This is a genomic window from Mesoterricola sp. JemC181, assembly GCF_055384585.1.
Genome location: NZ_AP045076.1, coordinates 3,282,310 through 3,297,853, shown reverse-complemented (window position 1 = coordinate 3,297,853; position 15,544 = coordinate 3,282,310). Strand labels below are relative to the sequence as shown.

The window sequence follows — 15,544 nt, the reverse complement described above, 5'->3', positions numbered from 1 at the left end:
TCCGGGGCGTGAAAGTGGTTCTCATTGGCGATCGGCGGCATCCTCAGCGGCTCTCCCTCGCCCCGGCGCCTCCTGGGGAGGCCCGAGGCCTCGGATCTCGTGGCCGCCAGGCTGCCCTGGATCCTGGGGGGGTCCCTCCTGTGGATCGTGATGATCACCCTGCGCCTCATCTGGCTGCAGGCCGTCCAGCACACCTACTACCGGCTCCGGGCCGAGCGCCAGCACACCACGGTGGTGCCCATCGCGCCCATCCGGGGCGAACTGCGGGACCGCCGGGGCGGGTCCCTGGCCATCTCCCTGAAGGTGGAGAGCCTTTTCGCCAACCCGCCATCGTTCTACCCCGACTTCCGGGCCGGGAAGGGGGACACCGAGCGGAACTGGGGGGAACCTGACCGGCAGAGCGCCCAGAAGGCCGCCGCCCAGCTGGCGCCCATCCTGGAGATGTCCCGCGCCGCCGTCCTGGAGCGGCTCCTGCGCAAGAAGCCCTTCGTGTGGATCGAGCGCCAGCTTCCCGCGGGCAAGGTCGCGGCCATCAAGGCCCTGAAGATCGACGGCGTGGATTTCCTCCCCGAGAGCAAGCGCCACTACCCCCGGGGGAGCCTGGCGTGCCAGATCGTCGGGTTCATCAACATCGACGGCGTGGGCCAGCTGGGCATCGAGCGCACCTTCGACGAGCAGCTCGCGGGCAAGCCCGGCGAGCTCATCGCGCCCAGGGACGCCAAGGGCCGGCTCCTCATCATGCAGGAGAACTACGCCAAGATCCCCGTGAACGGGTCCACCCTCCAGCTCACCATCGACTCCACCATCCAGCACATCGTGGAGGAGGCCCTGGAGGAGGGCGTCAGGCGCAGCCACCCCGCCACCGCCTACGCCGTGGTGGTGGACCCCCAGACCGGCGAGATCCTGGCCATGGCCGGCACGCCCACCTTCGACCCCAACCACATCATGCCCAAGAGGTTCCTGAACCGCTCCGAATCGGAGTGGAGCGCGGCGGAGAAGGAGGAGTACCGGCGCGAGATGGACCGCCAGAAGGCCGCGCGCAAGGTGCACCCGGTGGAGGACAGCTACGAGCCCGGCTCCACCATGAAGATCTTCACCGCGGCCATGGCCCTGGAGGAGCACAAGGTGCACCTGGGCGAGATGATCGCCTGCGAGGCTGGGAAGTGGAAGTACGCCGACAAGGTCGTCACCGACACCCACAGCCACGGCACCATCCCCTTCGAGGCGGTGCTCTGGCAGAGCTCCAACATCGGCGCGGCCAAGATCGGCCTGCGCCTGGACCCCACCGTCCACTTCCAGTACCTCCGCAAGTTCGGCTTCGGCGAGACCACCGGCCTCAACTTCCCGGGGGAGACCGCCGGGCGCCTCCAGGCCCCTGACCGCTGGAGCCGCACCACCCAGCTCACCATGAGCTACGGCTACGGCCTGTCGGCCTCGCCCCTCCAGGTGCTCATGGCCGGGTGCGTGCTGGCCAACGGCGGCAAGCTCATGCAGCCGTTCCTCATCCAGAAGATCTTCAACGACCAGGGCAACCTCCTCCAGGAGTTCAAGCCCAAGGTCAAGGAGCAGGTGCTCAGCGAGGAGACCTCGGCGATGATGCGCGAGGCCCTCAAGGGCGTCATCACCAGCGGCACCGGCAAGCTGGCCCGGCTCGACGGGAACGTCGAGGCCTTCGGCAAGACCGGCACCTCCCGCAAGCTCGTCAACGGGCAGTACGACATGCGACGCCACTACGCGTCCTTCCTGGGGTTCTTCCCGGCCGACAAGCCCCAGTACGGCATGCTCTTCATGCTGGACGACCCCGCCGGGGACACCACCGGCGGCGACGTGGCCGCGCCGCTCTTCAAGAAGATCGGCGACGCCGTGATGCGCTACCGCCTCTCCCTGCCCGACTCGGGGCAGGAGGCCGACCTCAAGCTGGGCCTGCGGGACTGGCCCGTGAGCGAGAACGACGAGGCGGTGGTCCACGTGGAGATCGGCAAGGTGCCCGACCTCAAGGGCCTCACCCTCAAGTCCGCCATCCACCGGGTGGTCATGGCCGGGGGCGTTCCGAAACTGGAAGGCCTGGGCGACAGCGGCGGCAGGGCCTTCCGCGTGGAGGGCCAGGATCCCGCCCCGGGGACGGCCCTGGAACCCGGCGGCGCAGTGAAGATCAAGCCGAGGAGCCCATGAAGTTCAGCGATTGGATGCGGGACCAGGACGTATTCGCAGGCGGTGCGCTCGACGCCGAGGTGGCCCACGTCACCTGCGACAGCCGCGAGGCCGCCCCGGGGTGGGCCTTCGTCGCCCTGAAGGGCGGCGTGCGGGACGGCGCGGACTTCGTGCCCGCGGCCCTCGCCCAGGGCGCCTGCGCCATTCTCGCGGACCGGGACCTGGACGTTCCCGTGCCCTTCGCGCGCCTCGGGCAGGGCCGGCGCACCATGGCCCACCTGGCCCGGCGCCTCTACGGCCGGCCCGACCTGGCCCTGGCCCTCATCGGCGTCACCGGCACCAACGGCAAGACCACCACCACCACCCTCATCCGCCAGCTGCTCCTGGGCTCGGGCCTGGGCTGCGGCCTGGTGGGAACGGTGCTCAACGCCGCCGGCGCCCTGGAGGAGGAGGCCACCCGCACCACGCCCGAGAGCCCCGCCTTCTACCGGTGGCTGCGGCGCTCCGTGGAGGCCGGGGACGCCGCGTCGGCGGTGGAGGTCTCCAGCCACAGCCTCATGCTGGACCGGGTGGAGGGCGCGCGGTTCAAGGTGGGCCTGTTCACCAACCTCACCCAGGACCACCTGGACTTCCACGGGGACATGGAGACCTACTTCGAGGCCAAGGCCCGGCTCTTCGCGCAGTGCGGCGCCGGCCTGGCCAACGCCGACGACCCCTACGGAAGGCGGCTCCTGGAGCGGCCCGGGGTCCTGGGCTACGCCATCGAGGGTCCCGGCAGCTACCGCGCCGAGGACCTCGTCCTCACCCCAACGGGCACCTCGTTCCGGCTCGCCACCCCCCGGGGCGCCTTCGACGTGCGCAGCCCGCTCCTGGGGCGGTTCAACGCCTACAACCTGCTGGCGGCCCTGGCGGCGCTGGCGGAGGCGGGCTTCGCCCCCGCGGCCCTGCTGCCCGCGGTGGCCGGCCTCACCGGCGCCCCCGGGCGCCTGGACCGGGTGGACTGCGGCCAGCCCTTCGGGGTCATGGTTGACTACGCCCACACGCCCGACGCGCTGGAAAAGCTCCTCACGGAAGGCCGCCGGCTCCTGCCCGAAGGCGGCCGCCTCCACGTGCTCTTCGGCTGCGGCGGGGACCGGGACCGCACCAAGCGCCCCCTCATGGCCGCGGCCGTGGCGGGGGTCGCCGACGTCCTGTGGCACACCTCCGACAACACCCGCGGGGAGGACCCCGAGCGGATCCTGGACGACGCGGCCCTGGGCATCCCCGAGGCGCTTCGCGCCAACCCCGAACGCTACCACCGCGTGGCGGACCGGGCCCTGGCGGTCACCCAGGCCCTCGCGGCCTGCCGCCCCGGGGACCTGCTGCTCCTGGCCGGCAAGGGCCACGAGCCCTACCAGGACATCCGCGGCACCAAGCACCCCTACAGCGACCGCGGCGCCGTCGAGACCGTCCTCCGCGGCGGGACGGTGCCCCGCCCCTGGGCGGTGACACAGTGAGCGGCCTCTGGAACCTCTCCGAAGTGAGCGCCCGCGTGGGCGGCACCCTCCTGGGCGACGGGGGGGCCACGCCCGTGGCCCTCTCCATGGACACCCGCACCCTCGCGCCCGGCAGCTGCTTCGTGGCCATCCGGGGCCAGCGGGACGGCCACGATTTCGCCCAGCAGGCCGTGGAAGCGGGGGCGGGCTCGGTCATGGCCGACCACGAGCTGGCTGTCGACGTGCCCCAGCTCCTGGTAACCGACACCCTGGCCGCCCTGCAGCGGTGGGGCCAGGCGCGCCTCGAGGCCTTCCGCCCCCCGCACGTGTTCGGCATCACCGGCTCCGTGGGCAAGACCGGCACCAAGGAGCTCCTGGCCGCGGCCACCGGCGCCTGGAAGACCCCCGGCAACCGCAACAACACCCTGGGCCTGCCCGAGGCCCTGGCCACCCTGCCCGAGGACACCTCCGCCGTGGTCCTGGAGATGGGCATGAGCACGCCCGGCGAGATCCGCCGCCTCACCGAGATCGCGCCCCCCGACCTGGGGCTGGTCACCAACATCGGCCAGGTGCACATGGAGAACTTCGTGGACGGCCAGGAGGGCATCGCCCGCGCCAAGGGCGAGCTGGTGGCGGGGCTCAGGCCCGGCGGCCAGTGGGTGCACCTGGCCGGCGACAGCTGGTGCCGCTGGGTGGCCATGCAGCCCTGGGCCCGCGCCAAGGCCGTGCCCGTGGGCCGCGGCAGCGCCTTCGGGTGGCAGGACGAGGCGTCCCTGGGCCTCCAGGGGGAACGGTTCGTGCTGCGCTTCCCCGGGGGGACCGTGCCGGTGCGCCTGCGCCTGCGGGGCTCCCATCACGTGCGCAACGCAGCTCTGGCCGGGTCCCTGGCCATCCTGGCAGGGTACGCTCCCGAGGCCGTGGCCTCGGCCATGGGCGAGGTGGACGCGGGTCCCGGCCGGGGCCGGCTCCACGCCCTGAAGGGCGGCGGCTGGCTTCTCGACGAGAGCTACAACGCCATCCAGGAATCCGTCCTGGCCTGCGGCGAGGCCCTACTGACCCTTGACGGGGGGGACGCCGTCGCGGTGCTGGGCTGCATGCGCGAGCTGGGGCAGGGGGCCGCGGCCGTGCACCGGGACACCGGCGAGGGCCTGCGGGCCCTGGGCTTCAGCCGGGTGCTCGTCTACGGCGACCACGCCGCGGCCCTGGCCGCGGGCTTCGGGCCCGGCGCGCGGGCCTTCCCCGACTTCGAAACCCTGCGCGACGACGCCGGAGGCCTCGCCTCCATCCCGGCAGGCGCGCGCATCCTCGTCAAAGGCAGCCGGTTCTGGCGTTCGGAACGGGCCGTCGACTGGCTTCTCGAAACCTTCTCTCCCGGAAAACCATGATCCACTGGCTCCTCTTCCCCTTCCGCGACGCCGTCCCCGGCTTCTCCGTCTTCCGCTACATCACGTTCCGGGCCGCCATGGCCGCGGGCACGGCCATGCTCCTCTCCATCCTCGTCGGCCCCTGGGTGATCCGCACCCTGACCCGCCTGAAGATGGGCCAGCACATCCTCGAGGACAGCCCGGACACGCACCAGGCCAAGGCCGGCACGCCCACCATGGGCGGCCTGCTCATCGTGGGCGCCATCCTGGTGTCGACGCTCCTGTGGTGCGAATTGCGCAGCGGGGTCATCTGGGTGGCCCTGGTGTCCCTGGTCGGCTTCTGCGCGGTGGGCGCCATCGACGACACGAAGAAGCTCCTGCGCAAGCAGAACCTGGGCCTGCGCAGCTGGCAGAAGATGCTGCTGCTGGTGGCCATCACCCTCGTGGTGTCCTGGCTCATCCTCCACTTCAACCTCCGGGGCACCAACACCAGCCAGCTCTCCGTGCCGTTCTTCAAGAAGTTCCGGCCCGACGTGGGCATGTTCCTGGTGCCCTGGATCTGCCTGGTGGTGGTGGGCACGAGCAATGCGGTGAACCTCACGGACGGCCTGGACGGGCTGGCCATCGGCGGCACCCTCATCGTCGCCGCGACCTTCGCGATCCTCGCCTACGTGGCCGGAAACGCGAAGATGGCCCAGTACCTCATCGTCCCCTTCGTCCCCGGCGGCGGCGAGCTGGCGGTGTTCCTGGGGGCCATGAGCGGCGCCTCCCTGGGCTTCCTGTGGTTCAACGCGCACCCGGCCGAGGTCTTCATGGGCGACACCGGCTCCCTGGCCCTGGGCGGGGCGCTGGGCACCGTGGCGATCATGATCAAGCAGGAGCTGCTCCTGGTCATCGCCGGCGGCCTGTTCGTGCTGGAGGCCTTCAGCGTGATCCTCCAGGTGGGCAGCTTCAAGTTGCGCGGCGGCAAGCGCATCTTCCGCATGGCCCCCTTCCACCACCACATGGAGCTGGGCGGGCTGAAGGAGACCAAGGTGGTGATCCGGCTCTGGATCACGGCCATCGTCTGCTGCATGCTGGCGCTGAGCTCGCTGAAGCTGCGGTAGCCCGGGGAAAAGCGGCACGATAGGGGATCGTTTTCGTTTGTCAATGTTGACAATCGAAACTGAATGCGTAACTTTTCGACCGTCACCCTTCCGTCTGCCCTGCGGGGTTTTCCTCGGATGCAGGTGGGTCTCCAAGCCACCCGTCTCTTGGGTCGTCCGTTTTGGACGGCGGGGGGTTCCCGTGCCTCAGCTTCCCCGGAGGATCCCATGCACAAAGGAATCGCAACCACGATCGCGCTGCTCCTCGCCGCCGCCGCCCTGCACGGGGAGGATTACGCCGGCCTCATGGAGGCGACGAGGTCGGCCTGGCCCGACAGGAACCACCTGGGCGTGATCTGCGACTACCGCTTCAGCGCCGGGGAGGTGGCGGTGCTGGCCGCCTCCGCGGGGGCCGACCGGACGATCACGGTGGTGGACGTCCGTAATCCGGGCGAGGCACTGGCCACCGCGAGGAACGTGCGGGACCTGAAGGTGGACTGCCTGGTGCTGCTTCTGCACGATCCCCTGGTGCGCGACGGCGGCGTGACGGGCACGCAGGTGGTGCGCAGGGCCGCGTTCGAGGGCGTTCCCAGCCTGGGCACCACCCGCGCGGCCCTGGTGCAGGGCGCCGCCTTCGCCATGGGCGAAGGCACCGGCGGGCAGCTGCTGGTCACGGATACCCTCATCGGGACCGTGGGCGTCAGCCTGCCGAACGGAGTCGTCTGGGGGCGCAGGACCAGCGGCCTGCGGTTCCCCGGGACGGCCGAGGTGCGGGTGCTGGCGGCCAGGCGGTGATCCCGACAGGGAGAGTGGAAAGCATCTCCTTGATCTCTTCCCGGCGAACCTCGGCCCCTCGGCGATGCCGTTCTGTTCTTGAACCTTTCGGCGCATGGATTCAACGCGCCGCAGCGTCTTGAAACAGAATGGCATCGCCAAGGCGGCCGAGGTTCGCCGAGAAAAGATTGCATTTTGATTGGAATCTAGAAGACCAGGGGTTCCGGCTCCCCGAAGATGAATCCTTGTCCCCACGGCACATCGGCATCGATGACGGCCTGGAGCTCCTCGGTGGTCTCGATGCCCTCGACGATGTAGCCCACGCGCATGCGTTCGGCGAACACGGACAGGGCGTTGAGCAGGGCGGCCTGGTAGGGGCGCCGCTGGACGCCGCGGACGAGGCTCTTGTCCACCTTGAAGAAGTCCGGGGAGAGCCGGCCCATGTGGGCCAGGGAGGCGATGCCCGAGCCCAGGTCGTCCACGGCGATGCGCACCCCCAGGGCCCGGAGCCGCTTGGAGAAGAACTCGAGCTGGTCGAGGCTGTGGCGGGAATAGCTTTCGGTGATCTCGAAGACGATGCGGTGGGGGGGGATGGAGAGGTTCCAGAGCCAGGGCTCGATCTGGTACCAGAACTCGGGGTGCTCCAGCGTCAGGGGGTCCAGGTTCACGAACAGGAGGTGCTCGGTGATGGGGTGCATCTCCAGGGTGGTGAAGATGGCCCCGAGGCAGAGGAGATCCAGGCGCACCCGGGATTCGGCGGAGAGGGACACGTCCACCAGGAGATCGCCCACCGTGCGCATCAGGCCGGGCTGGGTCTCGAAACGGGTGAGCACTTCCCGCGCCACCGTCGTCCCGTCCTTGAGGTTGACGATGGAATGCGTATAGGTGACCGCGGGGCGACGGAAATCCAGAATGCTCTCGAGTAGGGATTGGTTCATCCAGCTCCGCCTTGCCAACCTCCATTTTCACTTCTTTTGCCGCTGGTGCCAAACTGGAAGAAAGGAGCGGGCATGGGAAGGGTCGTGGTGGTGGGCGCGGGACGTTCGGGGATGGGGGCGGCTGAGCACCTGGCGAAGGCGGGCAGGGACGTCGTGTTGACCGAAGGGAGGCCCGGGCCCGACGCGGCCGCGGCCGCGAGGCTGTCGGCCCAGGGGATTCCCGCCGTCTGGGGCTCCCATCCCCTGACGCTGCTGGACGACTGCGAGGAGGTGGTGCTGAGCCCGGGGGTCAGCCCGGCCATCCCCTTCGCCGCCGAGGCCGCCCGGCGCGGGATCCCGGTCATCGGCGAGCTGGAACTGGCCCACCGGGCCCTGCGGGCCCGCGGCGACGGTTCCATGATCCTGGCCGTCACCGGCACCAACGGCAAGAGCACCACCACCGACCTCACGGCCCACCTCCTGCGGCAGGCCGGCCTCCCCTCCCGGGCCTGCGGCAACCTGGGCACGCCCCTGGTGGAGGCGCTGGAGGGCGCCGAGGAGGGCACCCGCTTCGCGCTGGAGTGCTCCAGCTACCAGCTGGAGACCGTCCGGGACTTCCACGCCGAGGCCGCCGCCGCCCTCAACCTGACCCCGGACCACCTGGCGCGCCACGGCACCATGGAGGCCTACCGCGCGGCCAAGGTGCGGATCTTCTCCCACCAGACCCCCCTGGACCTGCGCCTGACGCCCCTGGCCGACCCGGCCTTCGAGGCGCTGGCCCCGGGCCGGGGGCAGGCCGCGCGGTTCGGCTGGGAGGCCCCGGAAGGCCCCGGCGCCTGGTGCGACGAGCACGGCACCCTCTGGCTCATCGACGACCACGGCGAGCACCCCCTGGTGCACCGGACGCGCCTGCTGATCCCCGGCGACCACAACGTGGAGAACGCCCTGGCCGCGTCGGTGCTGGCGGGCCACGGCGGCGCGGACCTGGACGCCATCCGGGAGGGGCTGCGCACCTACCCCGGCCTCGCCCACCGCATCGCCCTCTGCGGGGAGCACTGCGGCATCAAGGCCTACAACGACTCCAAGGGCACCAACGTGGACGCCACCCTCATCGCCGTGCGGGCGCTGCCGGGGCCCCTCGTGCTCCTCCTGGGGGGCCAGGACAAGGGGACCAGCTACGCCCCCCTGCGCGAGGCGCTCGCGGGCAAGCTGCGCAGCCTCGTCTTCCTGGGCGAGGCCATCCCCCAGCTGGAGCGGGACCTGGGGGACCTCCCCCACATCGCCGTCCAGCCCTTCGACGACGCCGTGGCCGCGGCCCTGGGCCTGGCCCGGGAGGGCGACCAGGTGCTCCTGAGCCCCGCCTGCGCGAGCTTTGACCAGTTCCGGAACTTCGAGGAGCGGGGCGAGCACTTCGAGGCCCTCATCCGGGACTGGGCCCGGGGCTAGCATGGATCCCCTCGCCGCGATCCGGTACCTCTCCCTGGCGGGCCCCGGCCCGCACCCCGGGCGGATCCTCGTGGTCGACGCCGGCCGCCAGCGCCTCGCGCTCCTGGAGGACGGGCGGGTGCTCGCCGAGTACCCCGTCTCCACCGCCTCGGCGGGGATCGGCGGCGAGGAGGGCTCCTTCCGCACCCCTCCGGGCTGGCACCGCATCCACGCCCGCATCGGGGCGGGGGCCCCGGCGGGGACCGTCTTCAAGGGGCGCGTCCCCACGGGCGAGCTCTGGGAGGGCGAACCCCGCGAGGAGGACCTCATCCTCGGCCGCATCCTCACCCTGGACGGCCTGGAGCCGGGGGTGAACGCCGGGCCCGGCGTGGATTCCCTGGACCGGTACATCTACATCCACGGCACCAACCAGCCCGGCCTCCTGGGGACGCCGGCCTCCCACGGCTGCGTGCGCATGGCCTGCCGGGACGTCCTGGACCTCTTCGACCGGGTGCGGGAGGGGGACCGCGTGATGATCGCGCAGGGGCCCATGGGCCGGCTCCACTTCACCGGGGCCGGCGGCAGCGGCATGAGCGCCCTCGCCCAGTTCGCCGTGCGCGAAGGGGCCGTGAGCGGCAGCGACCGCGGCTTCGACCAGGGGCGCAATCCCGGAGGCCGGGCCCTGCTGGAGAAGGCCGGGGTGCGCGTGGTCCCCCAGGACGGCTCCGGGGTCCCTGGCGCCGCGGCCGTGGTCTACTCCACCGCCGTGGAGGACGACGTGCCCGACATCCGGGAGGCGCGCCGCCTGGGGATCCCCCTCCTGCACCGGTCCGAGCTGCTGGCCCACTACGTCGGGGAAGGCCGGACCCTGGCCTTCACCGGCACCAGCGGCAAGTCCACGTCCGTGGCCATGGCCTTCGAGATCCTGCGCGGGGCGGGCCGGGATCCCTCGGTCATCACCGGCGGCGACCTGCGCGCCCTGCAGGCCGAGGGCCTCTGGGGCAACGCCTGGGCCGGGGGGTCGGACCTCCTGGTGATCGAGGCCGACGAGAGCGACGGGTCCCTGGTGCGCTACAGCCCCGCCGTGGGCGTCGTGCTGAACCTCCAGAAGGACCACAAGGCCATGGAGGAGGTGGCCGAGATGTTCCGCACCTTCCGCGACCGGACCCGCGAGGCCTTCTGCGTGGGGGACGCCCCGAACCTGGCGGAGTTCGCCCCCGGGGCCCTGGTCTTCGGCGCGGGCCCCATGGCGGAGCTGCGGTGCGAGGACGTGGAGGAGGGCCCCGACGGCTGCGCCTTCACGGTGCGGGGCGTGCGGTTCCGCCTGCCCGTGCCCGGGGTCCACAACGTCGAGAACGCCATGGCCGCCATCGCCGGGTGCCTCTCCCTGGGCGTGCCCCTGGAGGCGATGGCGGAGCCGCTGGCGGGCTTCCTGGGCGTCGCCCGGCGCTTCCAGAGCCTGGGCTCGGCCCGGGGCGTGGAGGTGGTGGACGACTTCGGGCACAACCCCGCCAAGATCGGCGCCTCCCTGCGCACCGCCCGGAACCGCGCCGGGCGGGTGCTGGCCGTGTTCCAGCCCCACGGCTTCGGCCCCCTGCGCTTCCTTCGCCGGGAGTTCGTCCAGGCCTTCGCCGCCGGCCTCCGGCCCGGAGACTGCCTCTGGATGCTGGACGTCTTCTACGCCGGCGGCACCGTGAACCGGGACATCTCCTCCGCGGAAGTGGTGGCCGAGATCAGCGCGCAGGGTGCCCGGGCCTTCCACGCGCCTTCGAGGGAGTGGCTGGTGGAGACCCTCGCCGCCACGGCCCGGCCTGGCGACCTGGTGCTCGTCATGGGCGCAAGGGACCCCTCGCTCACGGACCTGGCCAAGGCCATCCTTGCGCGGCTCTAGCACTACTGTGTCATAAGTATTGACAGCCTCCCCGCCCTGCCTATCCTATAGGCTAGGGCTACCTATGGTTGAGACTGCCGAAAGCCGTGCGCGTTTCGATGCCTACGCCGGATTACTGGCGAAGGCGGCCGGCCATGCCGATCGCCGTGAGCCAATGGCGCTCTATTGCCAGGGTTTGATCCTGCCCGGGGATCGAAAAAGCGTTGAGCCGATGGCAGCGCGGTTGGACCCGGTGCACGTCCAGGCCCGGCACCAATCCTTGCACCACCTGGTGGCTCAAGCGGGTTGGAGTGATGACGCGGTTCTCCGGGTGGCCCGGGACTATGCTCGCGAAGCCATGGAGATCCAGGGGCCGATTGAAGCCTGGATTGTCGATGACACAGGTTTCCCCAAAAAGGGGACGCACTCGGTTGGCGTGGCCCATCAGTATTGCGGGCCATTCGGAAAGACCTCCAATTGCCAATGCGCCGTGAGCTTGTCCATGGCCTCCCGCTGGAGCAGTGTGCCCGTGGCGTTCCGGTTGTATCTTCCGGAGGCCTGGGCCAAGGACATGGAACGCCGTGCCGAGGCCGGTGTTCCCGAGGCGGTTGTCTTTCAGCCCAAATGGCAAATTGCGCTCGCCCTCATTGATGGTCAGCGCACGGACAAGGAACCTGACCTGCCCGTGCTGGCTGATGCGGGCTACGGCGACATTTTCGGTTTCAGGGAAGGGTTGACGGAACGGCACCTCGTCTACGCAGTGGGGGTCAGCAAAACCACGACCGTCTGGGCGAACGGCAATGGGCCGCTGCCCCCCAGAAAACCCGGCGGAAAGGGACATCCGGCCAAGAGACTGAGGAGGGATGATGAGCATCAGCCCGAGACGGTCAAAGCCCTGGCGGAGGCCCTGCCCAAGGCCGCCTGGGCGAAGGTGCCGTGGGGAGAGGGAACCCGGGGCATCATGGAATCCCGGTTCGCGGCGCTGCGCGTTCGTCCCGCTCATCGAGACAACACTCGAGCGGAAATGCACCCGGAGGAGTGGTTGTTGATTGAGTGGCCCGAATCCGAGCAGGAGCCCACCAAGTATTGGTTTTCGACCCTGCCAGAGGCCACGCCACTCCGGCAATTGGTCCGGGTCACGAAACTGCGCTGGCGGATCGAGCGGGACTACCAGGAGATGAAAGACGAACTCGGCCTGGACCACTATGAGGGCCGTGGATGGCGGGGATTCCACCATCACTTGAGTCTATGCGCCGCCACGTATGCCTTCATTGTGGCGGAACGAAGCCGCCTTTCCCCCCCTACGATCCAATCCATCTTTGGCTTCATTCACGCACCACCCCAGCCCGCCCCCCTTCCCAGAGGACACCGCGCCCTTCCGCCCTGAGCGGCATTCGCCCTATTCCATAACGACGCTACGTCGAAGGCTGGAGCGGATTCTCATGGGTTCTCTCGCCTACTGTCCGACATGTGGGAAAAACCAAGGCGCCAATGTTATGACACAGTAGTGCTAGTGCCCCAGCACCTCCGCCAGGAGTTTCTTCAGCTCCTTCAGCCGGTACGGCTTCTGAACGAACGCCGCGGGCTTGACCCCCTCCAGCGCCTGCCGGTCGTAGCCCGAACTCAGGATCACCGGCACCTCCGGCCTCGAGGCCTGCATCCTCGCGAAGGCGGTGGCGCCGTCCATGCGGGGCATGGTCAGGTCCATGAGCACCAGGCCGGGCTTCTCCGCTTCGAAGCGCTCCAGGGCCTCGACGCCGTCCCGGGCCTGGATCACCTCGAAGCCCAGGGTTTCCAGGGCAAGGCCGATGGAATCCAGGATGATGACCTCGTCGTCCACCAGCAGGAGCTTTCCGGAGAACTCGCCCACGTGCTCGGCGGGGGCGGCGGGCCGGGGCGCGGCTGTCCTGGGGGAGGCGGGGAAAAAGATCTGGAACAGGGACCCGGCACCCTCGCGGCTCCGGATGCGGATGCCGGCCTTGTGGCCCCTCAGGATCCCCAGCATGGCCGAGAGGCCCAGGCCCCGGCCCTTGACCTTGGTGGTGAAGAAGGGGTCGAAGATCCGCGCCAGCACGCCGGGGCTCATTCCGCAGCCGGTGTCCTCCACCTCCAGCACCACGAAGGGGCCGGGTTCCAGGGCCTGGGCGGGGAAGTCCGCGCGGATCCGCGCCTGGTCCAGGTCCTCGGACCGGGTGCCCACGCGGATGACGCCCTCCCGGTCGCCCAGGGCGTCCGAGGCGTTGGTCACCAGGTTCATGATCACCTGCTGGATCTGGGCAGCGTCCCCTTCGATGGCGGGGAGGTTCCCGGCCAGGTGGATGTTGAGGGAGGCCCTCTTGGTGACCGTCACCTTGAGGAGGTGGACCATCTCGTTCACCACGGAATCCAGGTCCTGGGGTTTGACCGAGAACCGCCCCTTGCCCGAATACGCCAGCATCTGCCGGGTCAGCTCCGAGGCCTTGAGGACGGTGTTCTCCACGGCCTCCAGGTGCCCGAGGGCGGGGGAGACCTCCGGCAGCTTGAGCTGGGCCAGGTTGAGGTTGCCCATGATGGCGGTGAGGAGGTTGTTGAAGTCGTGGGCGATGCCTCCCGCCAGGACGCCCAGGCTCTCCAGCTTCTGGGACTGCCGCAGGGCCTCCTCCATGTGGCGCTCCTGGGTGATGTCCCTGGAGCTGCCCACGATGCGGTGGATGCGGCCCGTGTCGTCCCCGATGGGCACGAGGGTCGTGGAGAGGAAGCGGGCGCCGGCGGGGCCCGGGACCTCCTCCTCGAAGGTCACCGGCCTGCGGGCGGCGATGCACTCCCGGTTGTGGGAGATGAAGAATTCCGCGATCCGGGGCGGGCAGAAGGCCTCCAGGGGCAGGCCCGCGACCTCCTGGGACTGCCGCCCCAGGAGGGCTTCCGCGGCCGGGTTCATGCCCTCCAGGAGCAGTTCGCCCGCATCGCCGGCCTTGAACCAGAAGAGCGCGTCGGGGGTGTGGCTCTGCAGGGCCTGGAAGCGATCCTCGCTTTCGCGCAGGCGCTCCTCCTGGAGCCGGCGCCCGGTCTCGTCCATGGCGATGAGGACGGCGCCGACCACCTGGCCCTTCTCGGTCATCGGCCCCATGATGCTGCGGTACCAGCGGAGCTCCTGGTTCGGCCCCCAACCCTGGCCCTCGAAGACCTCGTGCCCGGATCCTTCCAGGATGCGCGCCAGGGCCCGGGCGCCCAGGGTCTTGGCGTCCCCGGCCATGCCGTCCAGGAAATCCATGCCGATGACGTCGGCCATGCTGAAGCCGGGGGCGAGCTTGTTGAGGTACCGGATGCGCCCGTCCCGGTCCAGGAGGGTGATGAAGGCGGGAACGTTGGCGGTGATGGCCGCGACGAGGTCCGTGAGGTTGCCCAGGGCCTTCTGGGCGTCCTCCTGGAGGGTCACGTCCCGGGTGATGGTCAGGAGGCAGGGGAGGCCGTCCAGGGAGACCAGCCGGCCCGACATGAGCCCCTTGATGAAGGTTCCGTTCTTGCGGCGGAAGGTGAACAGGCTGGCGTCGAACTCGCCCTTCTCCTTGAGCAGGGCCACCATCTTCTGGCGATCGGCGGGGTCGCCCCAGATGTCGAGCTCCACCGCGGTCCGGCCCAGCACTTCGTCCCGCTTCCACCCCGTGAGGCGCTCGAAGCCCGTGCTCACTTCGATGTAGGTGCCGTCGTCGAGGCGTGTGATGTTGATCGCGTCGGGGCTGGCGTTGAAGGCCAGGGCGAAGCGGGCCTCGCTCTTGCGCAGGGCGGCCTCGGCGGCCTTGCGGGACGTGATGTCGCGGATGTAGAGGAACAGGACGTCGGCCCCCTGGTGGGAGACCCGGGCCCGCGTCATCTCCACGTGGATCCGGGCGCCGTCCCGGCCCGAAAGCACCGTTTCCACGGCCGTCGTCTTGTCGAGGTCCAGGGTCGTGTCCGCCGTCAGGGCCCGAAGGTCCAGGGCGAGGATCTCCTCCGCGCCGTACCCCAGCATCGCGCAGGCCGAGGCGTTGGCGTAGCGGATCCGGCCGTCGGGGGCTGCGACCAGCACGGCGTCCGGGGCAAGGTCGAGGCCCGCTCCGAGAAGGGAGGGGGGGAAGGGTTCCCGGGTCAGGGGAGGGTTGGGCGGAGGCATGCCGGGATTCTTTCAGCACGTGGCGCGGGGAGGGGTTGGTCGGTAGATCTTAATTGATTATTGGTGGAACCTGACACAACGAATTAACTCTATGCACCTTGATTCATTTTGCCAGTCTTGCCACATTAAATAATTTATTTATCGTTTCTGCCATGATCCTGACCCTCTGCCTCCCCGCCCTCCTTCTCCTGTCCCCCTGCCCACCCGGTTCCCCCCGCAGCCTCGTCGATTTCCGCGTGGAACGGGCCCCCGAACCCCAGGTGGCGCCCGGCTGGACCATTCCTGATCCGCCGGATCCGCCTCTGGTGAAGGGCCGGGGCCGGGACGGGTCGGGGGACGCCTTGGACTGCGCGC

General features: G+C 70.0%; 10 protein-coding genes. 8 read left to right on the top strand and 2 right to left on the bottom strand.

What is annotated here, in order from left to right:
• Positions 1 to 24: 24 nt before the first annotated feature.
• The 5 genes from ACZ5MC_RS14475 (at position 25) to ACZ5MC_RS14455 (ending at position 6,870) form a co-directional block, all read left to right on the top strand.
• A complete protein-coding gene (locus ACZ5MC_RS14475) occupies positions 25 to 2,172 on the top strand; it encodes a penicillin-binding transpeptidase domain-containing protein (RefSeq protein WP_306601209.1) in 2,148 nt (715 codons plus the stop codon).
• The gene (locus tag ACZ5MC_RS14470) at positions 2,169 to 3,647 is read left to right on the top strand and encodes a UDP-N-acetylmuramoyl-L-alanyl-D-glutamate--2,6-diaminopimelate ligase (RefSeq protein ID WP_464516121.1); all 1,479 of its coding nucleotides are present in this window, start codon (positions 2,169 to 2,171) and stop codon (positions 3,645 to 3,647) included. Before ACZ5MC_RS14475 ends, ACZ5MC_RS14470 begins: the two co-directional genes overlap by 4 nt.
• The gene (locus ACZ5MC_RS14465; RefSeq protein ID WP_464516120.1) at positions 3,644 to 5,011 is read left to right on the top strand and encodes a UDP-N-acetylmuramoyl-tripeptide--D-alanyl-D-alanine ligase; all 1,368 of its coding nucleotides are present in this window, start codon (positions 3,644 to 3,646) and stop codon (positions 5,009 to 5,011) included. The genes ACZ5MC_RS14470 and ACZ5MC_RS14465 overlap by 4 nt, the downstream gene beginning before the upstream one ends.
• Entirely contained in the window at positions 5,008 to 6,096 is a 1,089-nt protein-coding gene (mraY, locus tag ACZ5MC_RS14460) for a phospho-N-acetylmuramoyl-pentapeptide-transferase (RefSeq protein ID WP_306601206.1), read from the top strand. The genes ACZ5MC_RS14465 and mraY overlap by 4 nt, the downstream gene beginning before the upstream one ends.
• Before the next feature lie 207 nt (positions 6,097 to 6,303).
• Positions 6,304 to 6,870 carry a hypothetical protein gene (locus tag ACZ5MC_RS14455; protein ID WP_464516119.1) on the top strand — a complete coding sequence of 189 codons (567 nt, stop codon included), beginning with the start codon at positions 6,304 to 6,306 and terminating at the stop codon, positions 6,868 to 6,870.
• Positions 6,871 to 7,055: 185 nt separating this feature from the next.
• Here the strand turns inward: ACZ5MC_RS14455 and ACZ5MC_RS14450 are convergent, their stop codons facing one another.
• Positions 7,056 to 7,787: an EAL domain-containing protein gene (locus tag ACZ5MC_RS14450; RefSeq protein ID WP_306601204.1), complete on the bottom strand. Its 732-nt coding sequence runs from the start codon at positions 7,785 to 7,787 to the stop codon at positions 7,056 to 7,058.
• A gap of 72 nt (positions 7,788 to 7,859) precedes the next feature.
• On the opposite strand from ACZ5MC_RS14450, the gene murD reads away from it, so the two are divergent.
• The 3 genes from murD (at position 7,860) to ACZ5MC_RS14435 (ending at position 12,448) form a co-directional block, all read left to right on the top strand.
• The gene (murD, locus tag ACZ5MC_RS14445) at positions 7,860 to 9,212 is read left to right on the top strand and encodes a UDP-N-acetylmuramoyl-L-alanine--D-glutamate ligase (protein ID WP_464516118.1); all 1,353 of its coding nucleotides are present in this window, start codon (positions 7,860 to 7,862) and stop codon (positions 9,210 to 9,212) included.
• A gap of 1 nt (position 9,213) precedes the next feature.
• Positions 9,214 to 11,082 (top strand): L,D-transpeptidase family protein, encoded by a 1,869-nt coding sequence (locus ACZ5MC_RS14440; protein ID WP_464516117.1) that lies wholly within the window; start codon positions 9,214 to 9,216, stop codon positions 11,080 to 11,082.
• A 64-nt stretch (positions 11,083 to 11,146) separates the two neighbouring features.
• Complete coding sequence (locus tag ACZ5MC_RS14435) at positions 11,147 to 12,448, top strand: IS701 family transposase (RefSeq protein ID WP_306598195.1); 1,302 nt, start codon at positions 11,147 to 11,149, stop codon at positions 12,446 to 12,448.
• Between the two features lie 123 nt (positions 12,449 to 12,571).
• On the opposite strand, the gene ACZ5MC_RS14430 is transcribed toward ACZ5MC_RS14435, so the two are convergent.
• Positions 12,572 to 15,190 (bottom strand): hybrid sensor histidine kinase/response regulator, encoded by a 2,619-nt coding sequence (locus ACZ5MC_RS14430; RefSeq protein ID WP_464516116.1) that lies wholly within the window; start codon positions 15,188 to 15,190, stop codon positions 12,572 to 12,574.
• Positions 15,191 to 15,544 lie beyond the last annotated feature (354 nt).